General features: G+C 28.6%; 20 protein-coding genes. 7 read left to right on the forward strand and 13 right to left on the reverse strand.

Features of this window, described 5'->3' with window-relative positions; genetic code table 11:
• Nucleotides 1–86: 86 nt before the first annotated feature.
• From CDLVIII_RS22225 to CDLVIII_RS22240, 4 genes are all read right to left on the reverse strand, one after another.
• On the reverse strand, nucleotides 87–629 hold the full coding sequence (locus CDLVIII_RS22225; RefSeq protein ID WP_009171725.1) for a GNAT family N-acetyltransferase: 543 nt from the start codon (nucleotides 627–629) through the stop codon (nucleotides 87–89).
• Between the two features lie 152 nt (nucleotides 630–781).
• The gene (locus CDLVIII_RS22230) at nucleotides 782–1,588 is read right to left on the reverse strand and encodes a YitT family protein (RefSeq protein ID WP_085959829.1); all 807 of its coding nucleotides are present in this window, start codon (nucleotides 1,586–1,588) and stop codon (nucleotides 782–784) included.
• 210 nt (nucleotides 1,589–1,798) lie between these two features.
• Nucleotides 1,799–2,905 (reverse strand): hypothetical protein, encoded by a 1,107-nt coding sequence (locus CDLVIII_RS22235; protein WP_009171727.1) that lies wholly within the window; start codon nucleotides 2,903–2,905, stop codon nucleotides 1,799–1,801.
• 345 nt (nucleotides 2,906–3,250) lie between these two features.
• On the reverse strand, nucleotides 3,251–3,721 hold the full coding sequence (locus CDLVIII_RS22240; RefSeq protein ID WP_009171728.1) for a VOC family protein: 471 nt from the start codon (nucleotides 3,719–3,721) through the stop codon (nucleotides 3,251–3,253).
• An 84-nt stretch (nucleotides 3,722–3,805) separates the two neighbouring features.
• Between CDLVIII_RS22240 and CDLVIII_RS22245 the strand changes: the two genes are divergently transcribed.
• Complete coding sequence (locus tag CDLVIII_RS22245; protein WP_009171729.1) at nucleotides 3,806–4,357, forward strand: hypothetical protein; 552 nt, start codon at nucleotides 3,806–3,808, stop codon at nucleotides 4,355–4,357.
• A gap of 11 nt (nucleotides 4,358–4,368) precedes the next feature.
• On the opposite strand, the gene CDLVIII_RS22250 is transcribed toward CDLVIII_RS22245, so the two are convergent.
• A complete protein-coding gene (locus CDLVIII_RS22250) occupies nucleotides 4,369–4,752 on the reverse strand; it encodes an OsmC family protein (RefSeq protein ID WP_009171730.1) in 384 nt (127 codons plus the stop codon).
• A 195-nt stretch (nucleotides 4,753–4,947) separates the two neighbouring features.
• Between CDLVIII_RS22250 and CDLVIII_RS22255 the strand changes: the two genes are divergently transcribed.
• Nucleotides 4,948–5,298: a helix-turn-helix transcriptional regulator gene (locus CDLVIII_RS22255; RefSeq protein WP_009171731.1), complete on the forward strand. Its 351-nt coding sequence runs from the start codon at nucleotides 4,948–4,950 to the stop codon at nucleotides 5,296–5,298.
• A gap of 127 nt (nucleotides 5,299–5,425) precedes the next feature.
• A complete protein-coding gene (locus CDLVIII_RS22260; protein WP_242835793.1) occupies nucleotides 5,426–5,935 on the forward strand; it encodes an ImmA/IrrE family metallo-endopeptidase in 510 nt (169 codons plus the stop codon).
• 405 nt (nucleotides 5,936–6,340) lie between these two features.
• Here CDLVIII_RS22260 and CDLVIII_RS22265 read toward each other — a convergent pair whose 3' ends face one another.
• The 3 genes from CDLVIII_RS22265 to CDLVIII_RS22275 form a co-directional block, all read right to left on the reverse strand.
• Nucleotides 6,341–7,219: a DegV family protein gene (locus CDLVIII_RS22265; protein ID WP_009171733.1), complete on the reverse strand. Its 879-nt coding sequence runs from the start codon at nucleotides 7,217–7,219 to the stop codon at nucleotides 6,341–6,343.
• Nucleotides 7,220–7,314: 95 nt separating this feature from the next.
• Nucleotides 7,315–7,641, reverse strand: a complete 327-nt coding sequence (locus CDLVIII_RS22270) for a hypothetical protein (protein ID WP_009171734.1) — start codon at nucleotides 7,639–7,641, stop codon at nucleotides 7,315–7,317.
• Between the two features lie 70 nt (nucleotides 7,642–7,711).
• Nucleotides 7,712–8,023, reverse strand: a complete 312-nt coding sequence (locus tag CDLVIII_RS22275; RefSeq protein WP_009171735.1) for a hypothetical protein — start codon at nucleotides 8,021–8,023, stop codon at nucleotides 7,712–7,714.
• Nucleotides 8,024–8,294: 271 nt separating this feature from the next.
• Between CDLVIII_RS22275 and CDLVIII_RS22280 the strand changes: the two genes are divergently transcribed.
• From CDLVIII_RS22280 to CDLVIII_RS22290, 3 genes are all read left to right on the forward strand, one after another.
• The gene (locus tag CDLVIII_RS22280; protein WP_009171736.1) at nucleotides 8,295–9,257 is read left to right on the forward strand and encodes a cation diffusion facilitator family transporter; all 963 of its coding nucleotides are present in this window, start codon (nucleotides 8,295–8,297) and stop codon (nucleotides 9,255–9,257) included.
• Nucleotides 9,258–9,484: 227 nt separating this feature from the next.
• Complete coding sequence (locus CDLVIII_RS22285; RefSeq protein ID WP_009171737.1) at nucleotides 9,485–10,540, forward strand: glycosyltransferase; 1,056 nt, start codon at nucleotides 9,485–9,487, stop codon at nucleotides 10,538–10,540.
• A complete protein-coding gene (locus CDLVIII_RS22290; protein WP_009171738.1) occupies nucleotides 10,530–11,543 on the forward strand; it encodes a lysylphosphatidylglycerol synthase transmembrane domain-containing protein in 1,014 nt (337 codons plus the stop codon). Before CDLVIII_RS22285 ends, CDLVIII_RS22290 begins: the two co-directional genes overlap by 11 nt.
• Here CDLVIII_RS22290 and CDLVIII_RS22295 read toward each other — a convergent pair.
• From CDLVIII_RS22295 to CDLVIII_RS22305, 3 genes are all read right to left on the reverse strand, one after another.
• Nucleotides 11,527–12,780, reverse strand: coding sequence for an Nramp family divalent metal transporter (locus tag CDLVIII_RS22295; protein ID WP_009171739.1), 1,254 nt, complete (start codon nucleotides 12,778–12,780; stop codon nucleotides 11,527–11,529). The two genes, CDLVIII_RS22290 and CDLVIII_RS22295, sit on opposite strands and share 17 nt — an antisense overlap.
• A 15-nt stretch (nucleotides 12,781–12,795) precedes the next feature.
• Nucleotides 12,796–14,022, reverse strand: a complete 1,227-nt coding sequence (locus tag CDLVIII_RS22300; protein WP_009171740.1) for a CBS domain-containing protein — start codon at nucleotides 14,020–14,022, stop codon at nucleotides 12,796–12,798.
• A 340-nt stretch (nucleotides 14,023–14,362) separates the two neighbouring features.
• Nucleotides 14,363–15,568, reverse strand: a complete 1,206-nt coding sequence (locus CDLVIII_RS22305; RefSeq protein ID WP_009171741.1) for a glycosyltransferase family 4 protein — start codon at nucleotides 15,566–15,568, stop codon at nucleotides 14,363–14,365.
• 277 nt (nucleotides 15,569–15,845) lie between these two features.
• On the opposite strand from CDLVIII_RS22305, the gene CDLVIII_RS22310 reads away from it, so the two are divergent.
• Nucleotides 15,846–16,025, forward strand: coding sequence for an H-type small acid-soluble spore protein (locus tag CDLVIII_RS22310; protein ID WP_009171742.1), 180 nt, complete (start codon nucleotides 15,846–15,848; stop codon nucleotides 16,023–16,025).
• A gap of 101 nt (nucleotides 16,026–16,126) precedes the next feature.
• Here the strand turns inward: CDLVIII_RS22310 and CDLVIII_RS22315 are convergent, their stop codons facing one another.
• Entirely contained in the window at nucleotides 16,127–17,464 is a 1,338-nt protein-coding gene (locus CDLVIII_RS22315; protein WP_009171743.1) for a Na+/H+ antiporter NhaC family protein, read from the reverse strand.
• A gap of 153 nt (nucleotides 17,465–17,617) precedes the next feature.
• The gene (locus CDLVIII_RS22320; RefSeq protein ID WP_009171744.1) at nucleotides 17,618–18,208 is read right to left on the reverse strand and encodes a hypothetical protein; all 591 of its coding nucleotides are present in this window, start codon (nucleotides 18,206–18,208) and stop codon (nucleotides 17,618–17,620) included.
• Nucleotides 18,209–18,414 lie beyond the last annotated feature (206 nt).

Here is an 18,414-nt window from a genome sequence, read left to right on the forward strand (position 1 = left end):
CCAAAATTATATATGCTTATTTCTAATTCTATTCACATACAAATTTAAATGTTTATATCTACTTAATCATTTATCCAATTAAGATCTCATAGTACTCGTCCCATTATGACTGTATTGTAGTATTTTCCATCTTTATGGATACGGTCGTTTATTAATATACCTTCTTCTACGAAGCCATATTTTTTATATAATTGAATTGCTTTAGTATTTGTTTGTACTACAGTTAATGAGATTTTTTTGATTCCAACACTATCCATAGTTTTTAACACATTTTCTATTAGGACTTTACCAATTCCATAGCTCCAATATTCTTTTTCTATGCATATACCAAACTCGGCCTTATGTTTGAACCTATTTAGCTTATTTCCTTCGCAACGAGTAAAGCCAACAATTCTATTATTAACCTCCGCTAATAAAAATAATGTCCTTTCTGACGTATTATCTTCATGAATAATTTTTTCAAAATCTTCTGGAGTAAGTAAACCTTCCCCTGGTTCCCTATCAAGGTATTCTGTTTCTCCATCGATTTTAACCCTTAATTCAGCTAATTTGTATGCATCAGTTTTTATTGGACAACGAAGTTTCCAGGTTAGTCCTTTGCTTTCTATTATTTTGTCTTCAATAAGCATTTTTACCTCCAGTACATATAATCTATGCATCCTCAATTAAATTCTTCATTATTTGTATATTATAATATTTTAAAAGCAAAAGTATCGCATTCTACAAAATACGATACTCAAATTCATAATTACTTAATACTAACATGTATTTTAGATATATTTTAATGTATGGCTTTTTTCTTATATTTTTTACCTGCACCATCAACACTACTAATTGTAATTAGTGCATCCTCATCAAAGCCATTTACAATACTTTTCAACTTTGCTATTTCAAGCCTTGATAAGACCACATATATAACGTTCATTTCATTTCCGCTATACGCCCCTTTACCTTCTAAAAAGGTAACACCTCTTCCAAGCCTTGCTATTATCGCATCAGAAATATCTTTATTTTTTTCAGACACTATGATTACTGCTTTTGATTCATCGAGTCCTTCTACAGTAATATCTATTGTTTTAAAAGCAATAAAATATGCTATTAAAGAATACATGGCTCTATCCCAGCCGAATATTAATCCAGAACTTCCAAGTATAAATAAATTGAAGAACATAACTATTTCACCAATAGAAAATGCACTTCTCTTATCTAAAATTATAGCAATAATTTCAGTTCCGTCTAATGAACCACCATTTCTTATAATCAAACCTACTCCAACTCCTAAAATAATCCCTCCAAATATAGTTGCTAGAAGTATATCTTGCGTTACTCCAGGAACAGGTGTAAATAATGAAACTCCTATAGACAAACATATTACTGAAAAAACAGTTGAAAGAGCAAATGTCTTTCCTATCTGTCTATAACCTATAATAACAAAAGGCAAATTAAATATAAATATAAATACTCCTAATGGAATATTTGTCAAGTGATTTGCCATAATGGATATTCCTGTCATACCACCATCAATAATATTATTGGGTATCAAGAATGTTTCCAAGGCTATTGATACTAGAATTGAACCTAATATCATAAAAAAAATCCTATTAATGTCAGCAAAAGCATGTTTTAATTTACTTCTCATGAATCATCCCCCTTCCGCTTATTAAGCACATATGAAATTATATTTTTCTTGTATATATTAATTATATCATACTTATAGGTTTCATATCATTTAGGTTGTGATTATCCTTAGTCTTACTAACTTTACTTTTATATAAAGAATTTATAAGGTATGTCTTAATTAATTTGCGTACCAGCTTTTAATAACTTCTGCACTTTCTTCACTTGGATAATATCTCTTATCGCTGCTAGTTTCCCCAATTGCAAATACTGAAAATCCAAGCTGCCAAGGTTCATCTTGAAATTCATTTTTATAGGCTGAAAAACAATTTGCTTGTTCCTGATTATTCACAATATTAGACACTAAAGGGTTGTGTGGCTCTACAGAAGCTTTATTAGTTCTTGGGAATCCTAATTCTCCGAAGAAAATTGGTTTATTCCATTTATCATAGAAATTTTTTATTTCCTGCTTTATATCCTGTTTCCTATTAAACTTTGTTGAACTTTCAAGGGCTTTTGTTAAATTATCTACCGTATTTGTATCATTTTCTGTAAGCTCAAAATAAGCTGCTATAGAAATAAAATCTACTTTTGAAAATACTTTATTATTTAGTTTTTCCTTATATTTTTCAGTATATTCTGGTGCAAAATCAGCTGCTGTAATCCAGAAATTTGTCCTATAAGTTACCAAACCCTTATAGCGTGCCTTAACATAATCTATCATATCGCACATATACCCTTCATTTGCTTCCATATGTACAAAACTTGTTCCTGCATTCAGTGCATCCACATGATATGGTACAGCTACATCTTTAATTAAATTATTTAGAACGTTTGTTTCCCAATTATAAAAGAAATTATTAATATTATCAGGCTGCCAATCTGTTTCTCCAACGCTTCCATTTTCTATCCATGGATATGGTTCAAGTATTATGTTTATCTTTTTAAATCTAAGCTTTTCAATTAACTCTATAGCTCGTTTTTCACTACCTTTGTCTATTGCCATATCGCTTGAAGTCCTAGTATCGATATTTATAACTACTGGAACATTTAAGGTATTTATCTTAAATTTATCTATATCTTTAAGTACCTGATCTATATTATAATCAGTAGATAAATTGCCTGATTTAATCTTTGTTTCAAATTTTGAATTTAAAGTCTTGCCTTCAACTTTATTTATCATCTCATTAATATATCCCCTTGAATCTACATTAATCTTGTAAGCATAAAAAGCACCTGATAGCATGCTTATTAATAAAACCATTATTATTGCTCTTTTTTTCGTCATTTTTCCTCCTATGTACGCTATAAATATATATAATATTACAATTGATTTTCTACATTTAACATTTAGATATTTGCTTAGCTGATAGACATCCTAAATGTAATTTTATTATTTCAACATATATAAATACAATATATTTGTTAAAATTCAATTATTTATTACCAAAATCAATTCTAACAAGTTCTTTATTATTTGGAATTTTATTAATTATACCTATATAGTACACCTAAATCCAATACAATCAAGCAACTTCCTAGGCCTATACTTATTGATAAAAAATGAATCAATATATAAAGCAAACTCTTATTTACTTATATTTAATTATAACATTTTTTATAAATAGAATTTTTATTTTTTCCAGCTTTGCAGTTCTATAATATTTCCTTCAATATCTTTTGCATAAACAAACGTTGCTATTACATTATTAGGATATTCTGTTTTTACTAATTGCCCTACTTGCCCACCTCCTTCTCGCTTTATTTTTTCCAATACTTCTAAAACATCATCAACCTCAAACGCTAAGTGAGCAAGTCCTACACCATTTAGTACTTTTTTACTCTCATAATCCATATTATCATATGAGAAAATCTCTAATGTTGGTAGCTCTTCTTCATATCCTGGTAACGTTAAATGCTCTCCTGTAATATGGGCACTCTTAATCCCTGTTAATTTATCAAGCCATTCACCTTGCAAATTACGCTCAGGTGCTACTGGTTTGCAGCCAAAAACACGTTGGTAAAACAAAGATACTCTTTTCCAATCCTTTGCAATAATGTTGGTATGTACATATTTGATCTTTATTTCTTTTTCTTCTCTCATATCTTCCTCCTAAATATATTTAGAATAAATAAGGCTATATAGGTAAATAATAATATTAAAATTAATTTATTATGAGGTGGCTTAATGGGATATAGTTTTTTATTATTAATTATGACTGTAATTTTTTCTGCAATCATGTTATTTATCGGAATTGCTGCAATAGTAAAAAAAAGATATACTTTACTTCCTGAACACATAGCCACTTATGTATTTTATTTAGCGTTTTTAATATCACAATATATGCTAAATTTTCAAGTTAATCTTTTAATCATTCTTATGGTTTTAATAACTCTTATTGGTAATAGCTTTATTGGTAAATATCTATATGTTTATAATAAATCTAAACATTATGATAGATTTCTACATGCATTTGGTGCTTTTTCATTTGCACTTTTCTATTATTCTATTTTGCATAAAATTGCTATGCCTATAGTCTCATCAAAATTTTATATTGGAGTCTTTGTAGCAGCAATAGGTATTTCACTTGGCTGTATTTTTGAAATTTACGAATTCATTGCAGATTCTATTACAACTTCAAATAACCAACATGGACTAAAGGACACAAATTTTGATATGATATCTAATATTATCGGTTCATCAATTGCAGGCATTGTTTCAATATGGATTTTTCTATAGCATTTTTAGCACTATCTGCTCGCTTGGGCAAATTCTATTTCTTTTGATAAAGTGTTTTTTACTGGACAGTTCTTTGCTATGTTAATTATAAGTTCTTTTGTTTCCTTTGAAATATCACCTATAATATCAATATCATAGATAAATTTCGTTTTCTCCTCATCACTTCTATCTAAGTCCACCTTAACAATTACATTTTCATATGTTATTTTTTTACGTTCCAACACCATTCTAGTTGTGATATTAAGACAGGACGCAAGTCCAGCACATAGCAAATCATGAGGTCTAAAATATTCACCGCTTCCCCCTTTTTCTTTTGTTACATCAGATATAATGAATGTATTTTCATTAGAAACTTCTGTACAATACTTTTCCTCTTTGCTCTTCGAAATTATCATAATTTTCACCCTCCGTCTTCATAAACCCAATCAAATTTCATCTTACCAATTATTGTAACACAATTAACCAATTAATCCATCAATTATATATAGGATTAACTATATAATTTACTGGAAATATCTAAGCTTTTTTCAAATTCCCTATTGATTATATCGGTCACTATGATAAAATTATCATAAAGAGGTGAATTTATTATGTTAGGCGACAAAGTAAAATTACTTAGGAAGAAAATGAAAATTACACAGCAAAAGTTAGCTGAAACAATTGGTTTAAGTCAATCTACAATTGGAATGATAGAAAGCAATAAGCAAGGTGCTAGTAATGACACTTTAATTAAGCTTGCTAATACTCTAAACACTACTGTTGATTATTTACTTTCCGATGACAAAGATGAAGCAGAAATTATTCTGAAGGATAATGAATCTATTATTGAAGATAATGATATTAGAAGAATTGAAAGAGCTAGAAGAAAAATGGATCCTAAGAATAAAGAAAAAATGATGAAAATTTTAAGGTCTGCTTTTGATGAATACTTTGACGATTAGATACAAATATATTAAGCGCATAGTTAATGACATTTATATAAAATTAAATATCCTTAAATTTCCTATAGACATAATTGAAATAATAAGTTCTTTCAATAACATAAAAATAGTTTCTTATCATCAATTCATGCTTGACCACAATCTAACTAAAGAAGAAACTTTTGAATTATTAAATTCAGATGAAGGCTGTACTGATTATTTCAAACCATTAGATAAATATATAATTTATTATAATGACTTAGATTATAAATCTGAAGAGCGGATTAGATGGACTTTATCCCACGAATTAGGTCATATTTTATGTGAACATTATTCAAAATCTACAAAGATATTTTGTGAATCTTTAACTGAAGAAGATTATAAATTTAGAGAATCTGAAGCGAATTATTTTACCGGCTTATTACTATCTAACCCAATAATACTACACAAGCTGAATGTAAGATCTCCTTATGATATTGAGACATATTGTGCTCTATCGTCAGAAGCTGCACGTTACAGATATGATAATTATAAGAAATGGTGTAAAAATATTATTTTGACAAGCTCAGACAGATATATAATCAGAAACTTCCAAGATTACTTAAGTGCTCAAGCACTTGAGTATGAGGAGTTTCTAGTATTTATGAGTTCATTTTAGCCATTGCTCCAAAAGGCTTTAAAAATGGTTGGTTATCCAAAATACAAATATAAAAAATTAGTAGATAGAAATCCATTATAGTTTTCATTTAATTGATCATATATTTCTTATTTAAGGCACAATCAAATAAGAAATTTTTTTGTGTACTTATACTAGAAATCACATACATTTTTGTGAAGCAGGCATTTGAAATTTAGCTGCTAAAAGTTCTTAATGTGAGCTTGTTCCAGTTTCTGCTTGTCACGAACTTGTTTCTGGAGCATGCAGAAATGGGTGCATGCTCACATTTAGAACTTTCAGCGAAAATTTCACAAGTCCTGCGGAATAAAAATGTATGTGATTCCGGTAAGTTACCACACAAGTATAAGTTTAAGGTTGTATACCTATAACTGTGTTTTTCCTATATCATATATTATTTTTTTCTTTTCCTATAAAAAAAACTCCCACTGCTCCATATCCAGTGTGACTTCCTATTACTAATCCCATATAATTTATTATAATATCCTTAACGTTAAATTTTTCCTTAATCAATTTACACAAATATTTAACTGCTTCCTCATTATCAGCGTGAGAAACAAAAATCGTATCAATATCTACTCCATCAATATTTTTTTCAATTTTCTTAACTAATTCTCTTAATACCTTTTTTTCTCCTCTTACCATTTCTAAAAACTCTAAAGTTCCCTCTTCAGTAACAGTTAAAATAGGATTAATATTTAGAACCTTACCTAATATTGCTGATGTAGTGCTTATTCTTCCGCCTCGTTCTAAATACTTCAAATCTTTTACTGTAAAAAAGTGATATACATTTCTTTTTCTATCCTCTATATACTGAGCAATTTCATCAATACTTTTTCCTTCTTCTTTTAATTTTGCAGCTATATATACCAATAATCCCTGCCCACTAGTAGCGGCTTTTGTATCTATTATAATTATTTTACATTCTGGATATATTTCTAAAACTTCTTCTCTTGCAATAAGTGCACTATTGCAGGTTCCACTTAGTGCTGAAGAAAACCCTATATATAAAATATCATAATCTTTACCTATCCACTTCTCAAATTCTTTAGAAAAATTTATTGGACTTACTTGGCTTGTCCTTGGCATAGCTCCATTTCGAAGCTTTTCATAAAACTCTTTATAACTAAGGCTTTGTCCACAGTCTTCTACAATCTTTTTTCCATCTAATTCACACTCTAGTCCTAAATAACCAATGTCTAAAGAATTTATAATCTCATAAGATAGATCACATGATGAATCTGTTATTATCTTAATTTTTCTCATTGAGATTTTCCCCTTCCAACATTTCATTTGTACATAAATTTTTTCTCTACTTTTATTATATTCCGACAATAAAAAATGTTGTAAGGTGTATTAGTTTATCTATATAATTTACTTAAATATTCTTCTTTTAATTGATTAAATTCCTGCTCAGTTATGATTTCTTTTTCTCTTAAATAACCTAATTTAATCAGCTGATCTTTTATGTTAAGACTTGCGTCTGCAATCTTTCTATTGCTTTTCTTAGTTGATGCCGCTAATACTATAATTCCATATACTATTGAATAAATTAAACCTATTGCTCCAAAAAACACAGCAACTTCAGCGGTAGTTCGTCGCGAGCCAGCTTCACCAGCAAATAATAAAATTAAGCAAAAGGATAAAAGTATCACTCCAATTATAGACATAACTTTTACTGCTTTCATAATTCATCTCCCAATTCATTTAAATACTCTCATATTAACATCTTTAAAATTAACCTTAATTAATCACGTCTTAATATCTCATATTGAAATATTGTGCTTTTATTTTATTAACTTCTTCTTCATTGATGATATTTTTTTCCTTTAATTCATTCAAATCAATTAATTTGTCTATAATATCAATATTTAAATTTCCACTTCTACTTTTTAATAAATTAATTGATATGACTAGACCTACAATTGAAAATGGTAATGCATAAAACATTCCTAATATTCCCCATGCAAGCGCACCTCTTAGGGTAAATCCAGCTGCCATGCACATAATCAAGAAACAAATCGGAATATATACCAATCCAATTATCGACATAACCTTTAATGCTTTCATAACTTGTCCCCCAAACAAAATACTTTAGTATAAATAATATCATATATTTGAAAAAAAATACAATGCTATTAATTCTGTAAACAAAACGGTAAAACTTTCTACAATTTTGAACTTAAAATATACTATTATCTAATTTTTTTAACCTACATATAAGAATTCGACTATAATTCCAATGCTCGTAACACTTCTTTAGATAAATCATACATTATTAATTGAAAAATAACTTTCTATAACAATATAAAATACTTTCATAACTTAGGAGCTTAGTAAAATGATTGAAAAAAAACCTCAGTTGAAAAATCATATATTTAAACAAAGTGAGAAGAAAATATTCTTTACAATAATTGGAGTATCAATTATTTTTTTAGGAAAATTCACAGGTGCTTTTATAACCAATAGTCTTGCACTCTTCAGTGACAGCTGGCATCTTTTAACAGATATTGCTTCATTATTAATAAGCTTTTGGGGCCTAAAGATAGCAACCAAGGCTGCTAATTACAAATACACTTTTGGCTACTCCAGATTTAGTATATTCACTGCATTCATAAATAACATTTCATTAATTTTTATATCTATATATATTTTTTATGAGGCAGTGCTCAGATATCTTAATCCCATAGAAATTGCCCCTCAAGGAATGATTATCTTCTCTATCCTAGGGCTAGCTGTAAACACACTAGTAGTATTTAATCTTGGGAATGGATCCAATAATTTGAATGTGAGAAGCGTATTTTTACACTTTCTCGGAGATGCATTATCAGATATTGGTGTACTTATAGGTGGTATTATAATTTACTTTACCAATTTATCTGGCATTGATACATTTCTAAGTGCAATACTCGCTTGTCTTATCTTGAGAAATGCTTTCAAGATGGCCCTTGAATGTATTAAAATTCTTCTAGAAGCCGCTCCTGAAGAAATTTCTATTGATGATTTAAAGAAATCTATTAAAGATTTAGGAGGTATAATTGAGATTACAGATATTCACATATGGAGCTTATCTAAAGAGATCCTATCAATGACAGCACACATCTCAATAAAGGAGTGCACTATTGAAAATTGTGAAACAAAATTACATGATATTCAGCATTTATTAAAAGATAAATTTAATATAGATCACTCTACTATACAATTTGAACATTCTACCTGCTGTAGTTGCTTTCATAGTAAGCCTGATCATAAATATTGTTGTACTATGTGCATTGATAAATGTATAAATGAACGTAAATACTAATAATTTCATAACTATTCTAAATTTAAATCAGAAATATTTTTGTTACCTCCAGTAAGGCATAATCAAAAATATTTCTGTCTTTTAAGGTCAAACTTTTCCATTAAGCCTAATGACACCTCATTATAATTTTAAAATCAGAATATATAATAAAAAATTACAAAAACTAAGTTAATGATAATTAAAGAATACGTTCATCTTAAGTGATTGTAATAAGAAAGGAGATCTTTATGCACACAATTAATATGCTTTCTTCTGCTGATAAAGTAAAAGGGCAAGGAGTCCTATCAGCATATATAGAACAAGTTAATTTAGTTAAAAATGGACTTAAAGACAATTATAAAGTTACAATAAACAGTTCTAACTTACACGGCATTGTCCACTACCACACTATTGACTTAAAATTTTTTTTAAGCATTCCTTTTTCAAAATTACTAGGTACAAGTGTGGCTTATGTGCATTTTGTTCCTGAAACCATAGAAGAAAGTCTAAAGCTGCCTGCTATAATAAAGAAAATATTCTATAAGTATATAATTTGGTTCTACAAAAGCGTTGATCACTTAGTAGTAGTTAACCCATATTTTATCGACATTCTTAAACGTTATAAAATAGATGAACATAAGGTAACTTATATCCCTAACTTTGTTTCCGAAGAAAGTTTTTATAGATATGATAAAGAAAGGATTAACACCATAAAAGCTTTATACAATATACCATTAAAAAAATTTGTTGTATTAGGAGTTGGGCAAGTCCAAACTCGGAAAGGTGTTACTGATTTTATTGAAGTTTCCAAAAGCCTTCCTAATATTCAATTTATATGGGCAGGCGGATTTTCTTTTGGTCCAATAACTGATGGTTATGCAGAACTTAAAAAGCTTGTTTCAAATTCGCCTCCTAACGTTAAATTTTTAGGTATTATAGATAGAGATAAGATGAATGATATATATAATATTTGTGATTTAATGTTTTTACCTTCTTATAATGAACTGTTTCCAATGTCTATTCTCGAAGCTATGGCATTAAAAATCCCAGTACTTTTAAGAGATTTAGATATATATCATAACATTTTATTTGATTATTATTTACGTGGGAAAAATATAATTGAATTTAAAGATATTATAACTGCCTTGCAAAGTAAAGGTAAAAATTATGAGACCTGGTGCAATAACTCCTGGGAATGCCATAAATTTTATTCTAAAGATTATGTTTTAAAAATGTGGAAAGAATTTTATGATTCAATATACTGTAAGAAAATTCAAATTAGGAGTAATATAGATGAAAAATAAAATATTTAATTCAATTGCAATGATTATTTCTGCCTGCATTTTCTTATCATTCTTTCTTTTTACGAAAGGTTTAAACTCTATATTTCAAGATTTAAAAACTTTAATATTCTTATGGCTGCTCTTTTCTTTCGTGCTCATACTTCTGTTTTGGTTATTTGAAACACTCGTCTTATACATAATAACTAAAAAGTTTTATAATATAGATAATTTATTTTTAAAATGTTTAAAGTTTGAAATGATTGGACAATATTTTGGTGCTGTTACTCCATTTTCAGCTGGAAGCCAGCCTGCTCAGTTATATGCAATGACTGAAAATGGAATTCCAGCTGGAATTTCTGGTTCAATTTTAATGATTAAATTTATAGTACATCAATTAGTAAATATAATTATTTTAATTTTAGCATTTTTATTTAAGTTTAGTTATTTTAATTCAAGAGTAAATTATTTTATATACTTTTGTGTTTCTGGCTTCGTTGTACATATAATAATCATGACATTAATGATTGTATTTTCAATTAGCAGTAAATTAACTAAAGGCATATTCATGTTTATATTTAAACTATTAGAAAAATTCAAACTGTTAAAGAAACCTGAGGAACTTTATAAAAAAATAGAGACTGAACTAGAAAACTTTCATGAAAATACCTTGCTAATAACAAAAAATATAAAAATGTGCCTTATGGCATCTATTTTTACAATTCTTCAATGGTTAGCTTTTTTTACTATACCATATTGTATTTATAGAAGTTTTGGTTTTAATTCTGCCGATATATTAACCATGATAGCTGCTCAAATCTTTTTAATAAATTTCATGGCAATTATCCCACTCCCTGGTGCTGAAGGTGGCGCTGAAGGTGGTTTTTACTTAATTTATGGTTTGTTCTTTAAAGAAGGTATAATTATAACAGCAATTTTTATATGGAGAATATTGACCTATTATATGTCAATTGCTATAGGAAGCATATTTACTTTGTTGCTTCCAAAAATTAACTCAAGAAAATAGCTACCAAAGGCTCAAGGGTCAGGATAAGTGTTAATACAATTAACACTATAATTGTTATCCAACCAATTGCATTCTTTACTCTACCGTTAACATATTCGCCCATGATTTCCTTATTATTTACCATAAGCATCATGCAGACTAGGACAACCGGCAAAAGTATACCATTTATTACTTGTGATCCTAAGGTTATTTCAATAAGTGGTGCTCCTGGAATTAAAATTATTATGATTCCTACTAAAATTATTATTGTAAATAATGTAAAAAACTCAGGTGCTTCTTTTAAGGACTTGTCTATCCCTGCTTCAAAACCAAAGGCTTCACAAATATAAAAGGCTGTAGCTAAAGGCAATATTGTTGCAGAAAAAATTGAAGCTATAAAAAGACCAAATGCAAAAATTTCAGAAGCAAAAGCTCCAGCAAGAGGCTGCAATGCTAATGCGGCATCCTTAGCTTCTCCTATTTGAATTCCACTTTTATTGAGAGTTGCTCCACAAGCTACAATTATAAAAAAGGCAACTATTACTGTAATAATGCTTCCAACCACAACATCCCAAACTTCATATTTAAAATCCTCTATCTTTAATCCCTTTTCTATGACTGCTGACTGCATATAAAACTGCATCCATGGAGCTATAGTAGTTCCTATCATACCAACAACGGTATCTACATAATCGAAGTTAGTTTCAATGGTTGGATGAATTAAAGCGATGCCTATTTCATGCCAATCTGGTTTTGCTAGAAATGCTGAGGCAATGTAGGATAGCAAAAATAAACTAAAAACTAGAAATAGCTTTTCTGTTGTCTTATAAGTACCTTTTACAACTAAAATCCACACTGCAATAGCAGCAAACGGTACAGAAATATATTTACTCACGCCAAAAATCTGCATACTACCGGCTATTCCAGCAAACTCAGTAGCTGTATTCCCCATATCTGCAATAATTAATCCAATAAAAATGAAGAAAGTTATCCTAACTCCAAAATTTTCTCTAATTAAATCAGCTAAGCCCTTTCCTGTTACTATCCCCATTCTAGCATTCATCTCTTGTACTATAACGAGTACAATGAAGCAGGGAATTAATGCCCAAAGCAGTTTATATCCATAGGCTGCACCAGCTACCGAATAGGTTGTAATACCACCTGCATCGTTATCTACACTGCCTGTTATAATTCCTGGACCTAGAATACTAAAAAATATTAATAAATTTGTTATCCATGTTATTCTTTTCCCATTCACTGTTTCCCCTCCCTGCTATATAACTTTTTTATTATGCTTAATTATTTCAAACATAATATCATTTAAACTTACACTTCCAATTAAATGAATTTTTTCATCAACTACGGGCATAGCAAGCAGGTTATATTTTGTTATATCTTTTATTAAATCGCTTATTTTTTCTTCATCCTGGATGTATATAATTTTCTTACTCATAATCTCTTCTAACTTCTGAGTAGGAGATGCAATAATTAATTCTTTTAAGGATACTACTCCAATAAGTTTATTTACTGCATTTACAACATAAACATAGTAAAACTGTTCAATTTCTTCTTGATCTTTTCTAATGTCATTGACCGCATCAGCTACAGTATAATGACTTGGACATGAAACAAAATCAGTAGTCATAAGGCTTCCAACCAAATCTTCTTCATATTCCATAAGCTCTCGTATTTCATCTGAAGCTTCTTTTTCCATATTGTTAAGTAATTCTTCTGCCTTATCCTCTTTGAGGCCATCCAATACGTCAGCTGCTTCATCTGCTGGCATTTCCTCTAATATATCAGCGGCCTTATCTGTAGAGAGAATTCTAAGCAGGCTTATTTGTACATCCTCTTCTAATTCTTCCAAGACATCTGCCGCCTTTGCAGTATCTAAACTTGAAAAAATAATTGCTCCTGTATTTGCATCAAAATCTTCAATAATATCCGCAAGATCAGATGGATGAAGGGTATGAAGTTTTTCATATGTTTTTGAAAGAGAAATGTCTCTTGAAGCATATGCTGTTTCAATATCTCCCCACAACATTAGTCTGCTAGATACTTTTACACCTATTCTCTTTAATGGCTTGGCAATTCCAATTCGTCTTAAAATACCTTCCAGACCAATATCTACTGCAGCAATAAACATGCCTGAAGCCAATATAATCAATCTAATATCATTAGCTCTAACGACCTTTCTTCCATTCACATCTATAATTTGCTTATCTAAAACATATTTGTTTAAGAGCAAACTATCTTCCAGTTCTTTTCCTATAATCTTGTTACAAATCATCATATACTGTTTCTTGTCTTTATAAACATCTATGTTATTAAAATCAATAAATTTTATTCCATTTTTTGTTTTAATGACAGCTATGGTAACTTTAGGATTTTTATAATTAACATCAACAGCCAGATCTTTTAATGTTCCTAAAACTTCATTATTCAAGGTATATATTTTTCTATCCAATATCCTGCTTAAATAAACACTTCTAAATTGCACTTTGCGCACCCTCCTTATCTTTAGAGTGCACCCTGTTAAATTTAATTCAAGTACACCCTAAATATATTTTTAGACAATAACTTCTTTATTTTCACTTTCTTATGATGCTTGGGATCATCCATTAAACTTACCACTTCCTTTAAACCACATTAAAGAATTAAAAATGTTTTTTATACATCTTACTGCAAAAACTTATAAAAAGTGATTGATACGCAAAAAAAAAGAGCTCGTAAAAGCTCGTAAATTTAATCTGTAAGTATTATTCCAAATTTATTTTTAAACAAATCTTATACTTTCATATATATAAGATTTAATATTGATAGAAATCAAATTATATGTTTTATTTTTGTGGTTTAGGATTCACTAATTTTGCAACAGAAATACTACTTTCCCTATTAGCATTTATAACATAAAAGTACTTATCTAAAATACTTCTTGCAAAACTATCACTAGAATATTTATTTGCATTAATAACAGCTTCTTTACTCATCCTATCTCTTAACTTAATGTCGCTTAATATTCTCTTTATATAATGTGCAAATTCATCTTTTTCTTTATAAGAAAAGCCATTTTCCCCTTGTTCAATTACTCCATTTATGCAAGGATCATATTTACAAACCACCGGACATCCACTGCTTAAAGCTTCCACGTAAGTTAAACCTTGGGTTTCGCTAAATGATGCAGTAACAAATACCTCTGCTATTTTATAATATTTATAAATCTCTTCGGGATTTATCATTCCTGTAAAAATAACTCTCTCTTCTATTTTATCTTTTTTGACTAAACTTTTTAAATTATTTAAATATGGTCCTCCTCCAACAATCAAAAGTTTTACATTATGAATCTCTTTTATAACGCCAGGCATCAATCTTATAAGCTCACTGATATTTTTTTCTTCCCCTATTCTACCAATATAAGCTATAATCCTATCCTGTCTATTAATATTTAATTCAGACATAATTTTCTGCTTTTCTTCTAATGATAATTCCTGTTTAAATCTGCTTAAATCTATTCCAGTTGGTACTACATATATAGGTTTCTTAACACCATAACTTACTAATGTATCTCTGGTTTTTTCTGTTGGTGCTATAATACTATCAAGACTATTTAATAGTACCTTAATTATTTTAGCGCATGCATTTCTATTTATTATTTTTCCTTTAAATAAATAATTAAGATAGTTTTCATACATAGTGTGATACGTATGTATATGTGGAATATTTAATTTACGAGAAATATATTTAGATACTAACATCATAGAAAATTCTGTCTGTGAATGAACAACATCTGGTTTCCATTTAATAATTTTTTTAATAAGCCCATTTTGTAAAATAATATTTATAATTCTTGTATCAGGATAAATACCAACTTTAATTGATTTTAAATAATACACATCCCCATCTATCTTTTCATCCCCTGTATTTGACAAAGTTAAAATCTTAACCTCATGTCCATTACATTTTAATTCTCTATATAAATTATTAATTGAAGTAACAACACCATTTATTATAGGAGAATACGTATCTGTTGTTATTAAAATCTTCATTCCTTCAGCCTCCTATAGCTCTAAATCACATAATAAAAATTGATTATTACAATAAATTTATTTTTTCCATTAATAATTTAATTATGATACTTTCTTTGCCTTCTTAAAATTTACCAAAAGATTAACTTTGATTATGAAATTTGAATGCAATTTTATAATATTAGTATTAATAAAATTCTGCTTAACTTATAAACTTTTTAAATTATAACGAATATTCAATACGGTAATTGGTAAAAATATAAAGTATGTTAATAAAAATTAGAAGGAGGCAATATCAATGGACAAACAACGTGCAAAAGAAATTTCATCTTTACCTACTATGGTTAACGTAACTTATAATGGAACACCAATTTATATCGAAAATGTGAATGAAAATTCAGATACTGCCAGCATACATTTCTTAAATAACCCTAAAAAATCACGTGAAGTATCTGTAAACAACTTGCAGGAACATTAGAAAATAAGGCAGCTGCTAAATATGAAGCAGCTGCCTTATTATACTAAATGTAACAAAAAAACCTCATTAGATTTTCTAATGAAGCTTCTATATGAGATATTTCATATTGGATTTTGAATTGCAGTTTTTTTCATACTATTTAATTTAAAATATACAATACTGATTATAGGAATTAAATATAAATAAAATGCATAAATAATAGCACCTGAACCTGTATTAAGAGTAGTTAATGGCACTAATACAGCAATATTCCAAGGAATTAACGGTGCTATGATTATTGCCGAATTTTCGATATCTAAAGCCAATTGATCCTTATCTATATTATTTTCTTCGTAATTCTTTTTCATTAGCATATGAGTAAGAATTACTGAAAGTGCTTGACTGCAGCCAAAAGCCGCTGTAATAATACTTACTATAACGGTAGTAAAAAAGCATCCTGCTCTGCCTTTAGACTTATCTATTATTTCTTCTAAATTAGTTAACATTTTTGTACCTTCAAATATACCTGTAAAGGCAGACGATACAAATACAACTAAAGCAGATTTGAGCATAGATAATACTCCGCCACCCTTTATAATGCTGCCTAAAATATCATTATCTTCTATGCTATATCCTTCTATTACATACCTTATTACCTGGCTCATTGAATTATGTTCAAGTACAATACTTATAGTGCAGGCTGCAATTATACTGACTAAAATAGATATCTTCACATTTATCTTAAATATACAAAATACTAATATTATAATTGCCGGCACCAAGGTAATAAAACTTATATTAAAGCTTCTTAAAATTTCCGCACTTATATCACTTTCCTGAACATTTAATGGAAATTTAAATGAAAAAACTAGATACATAAAAAATGCTATTATAAAAGGTATTATCGAACTCTTAAACATATTTTTAATATTCATATATAAGTCAGTCGTTGTAATATTTGCCACAAGATTAGCACTAGAGGACATTGGTGAGCATCTATCGCCAAAATATGCTCCAGCAAGAACTGCACCTGCTGTTAAGCTTAAATTAACATGCCCTCCTCTTGCCATAACCATAAAAGCTACTCCAACTGTTCCAACAGTACCAAAGGAGGTTCCTAATAAAAATGATACTAATGCTGTTATCAAAAATACATAAACTACAAAAATATTAGGATTTAAAAACTGCATTCCGTAATAAACTATAGCTGGAACTGTTCCACTGGCCATCCATGTAGATGTTACTGCTCCAATTAATATGAAAATTTCAAGTACAATAAAAGACTTCTTGCCTCCTGCATAGGCCATATGTATAACATCAATAAATTTAAAGCCTTTTTTGCAAGCTAAGGCTATAAATATTAATAGTCCTATAATTAATGTATATCCTACAAAAATTCCTTTTACTGAACTATAAATTAATAATAAAAAACAAACTATAAATGCAATTGCAATTTCCAATTCATCGCCCCATTAACTATTCATAGATAAAGTTCAATAGACTAAAACATCCTATTTTCTTCTAAATCTATTTAATATGTACACTTATTAGATTGTAATATAATTAAAGTATACACACAAGGCATTTCTCTTTACTCCTATTATATAAATTATTCATGCTTTCAATCTTCTTAGGTAGTATATTAAGCAAACTATAAAAGATCCTAGCATATTTATAAGTAAATCCGTTATTGTATCTTCAAGTCCGCCATTTACCATGTCTGTTTTGAAAAAATAGTCTCCTAAAAACTCAACTATTTCCCATATTGCACCTAATGTAATAGAAAAGGAAAATGAAAAAATTAATACAAAGATAATAAACCGTGTTTGAGTAACCTCTTTTGTCTTTATAATTGTTTCTTTTATTAAATGAAATCCTACAATTACAGCATAGCAGCCAAATGCTCCATGAAGAAGTAAATCCCACCACCATAACTTACTATAGAACTGCATAATTTCCCCAAAATATTGTGCAAGAAAAATAAATATTACCGATACTAATTGAAAACTAGAGGGTAATACTATCCTTTTTATATTAGCAAGTTTTACAATTATAAAAGGAAGTACAATACATATAACAGTCATAAAATACAGGTATAAATCTTTCCACTCTTTTATTGCAATATTAAAAATCACTCCACTTATTAAGATTATTTCAAATAGTATTGCGGCCACAATAGCCAAGTTACTATTTTCATTTTTCATAATAATTTTATTCCTTTCGGTATATTTTTATATAAAGAAAAAATCCCTTCTTTAATATAAAAATATATTTCCCTATCTGAATAAAAAATATAAATCTACATATAGCAGAACTTTTATGTACAGCAAATAGTTCATTAATATTATTAAATAAGTTTTTAATATTCAAAAAAGTACTAATCTCTGATTAGTACCTTTGCTATTTAAAA

It is taken from the genome of Clostridium sp. DL-VIII (assembly GCF_000230835.1).
Taxonomy (GTDB): domain Bacteria; phylum Bacillota; class Clostridia; order Clostridiales; family Clostridiaceae; genus Clostridium.

Bases quoted from the DNA above. Each gene is read 5' to 3' on its own strand.
- CDLVIII_RS22225 (WP_009171725.1), bottom strand. From the start codon at position 629: ATGCTTATTGAAGACAAAATAATAGAAAGCAAAGGACTAACCTGGAAA.
- CDLVIII_RS22230 (WP_085959829.1), bottom strand. From the start codon at position 1,588: ATGATATTAGGTTCAATTCTAGTATCAATAGCCTTGGAAACATTCTTG.
- CDLVIII_RS22235 (WP_009171727.1), bottom strand. From the start codon at position 2,905: ATGACGAAAAAAAGAGCAATAATAATGGTTTTATTAATAAGCATGCTA.
- CDLVIII_RS22240 (WP_009171728.1), bottom strand. From the start codon at position 3,721: ATGAGAGAAGAAAAAGAAATAAAGATCAAATATGTACATACCAACATT.
- CDLVIII_RS22245 (WP_009171729.1), top strand. From the start codon at position 3,806: ATGGGATATAGTTTTTTATTATTAATTATGACTGTAATTTTTTCTGCA.
- CDLVIII_RS22250 (WP_009171730.1), bottom strand. From the start codon at position 4,752: ATGATAATTTCGAAGAGCAAAGAGGAAAAGTATTGTACAGAAGTTTCT.
- CDLVIII_RS22255 (WP_009171731.1), top strand. From the start codon at position 4,948: ATGTTAGGCGACAAAGTAAAATTACTTAGGAAGAAAATGAAAATTACA.
- CDLVIII_RS22260 (WP_242835793.1), top strand. From the start codon at position 5,426: ATGCTTGACCACAATCTAACTAAAGAAGAAACTTTTGAATTATTAAAT.
- CDLVIII_RS22265 (WP_009171733.1), bottom strand. From the start codon at position 7,219: ATGAGAAAAATTAAGATAATAACAGATTCATCATGTGATCTATCTTAT.
- CDLVIII_RS22270 (WP_009171734.1), bottom strand. From the start codon at position 7,641: ATGAAAGCAGTAAAAGTTATGTCTATAATTGGAGTGATACTTTTATCC.
- CDLVIII_RS22275 (WP_009171735.1), bottom strand. From the start codon at position 8,023: ATGAAAGCATTAAAGGTTATGTCGATAATTGGATTGGTATATATTCCG.
- CDLVIII_RS22280 (WP_009171736.1), top strand. From the start codon at position 8,295: ATGATTGAAAAAAAACCTCAGTTGAAAAATCATATATTTAAACAAAGT.
- CDLVIII_RS22285 (WP_009171737.1), top strand. From the start codon at position 9,485: ATGCACACAATTAATATGCTTTCTTCTGCTGATAAAGTAAAAGGGCAA.
- CDLVIII_RS22290 (WP_009171738.1), top strand. From the start codon at position 10,530: ATGAAAAATAAAATATTTAATTCAATTGCAATGATTATTTCTGCCTGC.
- CDLVIII_RS22305 (WP_009171741.1), bottom strand. From the start codon at position 15,568: ATGAAGATTTTAATAACAACAGATACGTATTCTCCTATAATAAATGGT.
- CDLVIII_RS22310 (WP_009171742.1), top strand. From the start codon at position 15,846: ATGGACAAACAACGTGCAAAAGAAATTTCATCTTTACCTACTATGGTT.
- CDLVIII_RS22320 (WP_009171744.1), bottom strand. From the start codon at position 18,208: ATGAAAAATGAAAATAGTAACTTGGCTATTGTGGCCGCAATACTATTT.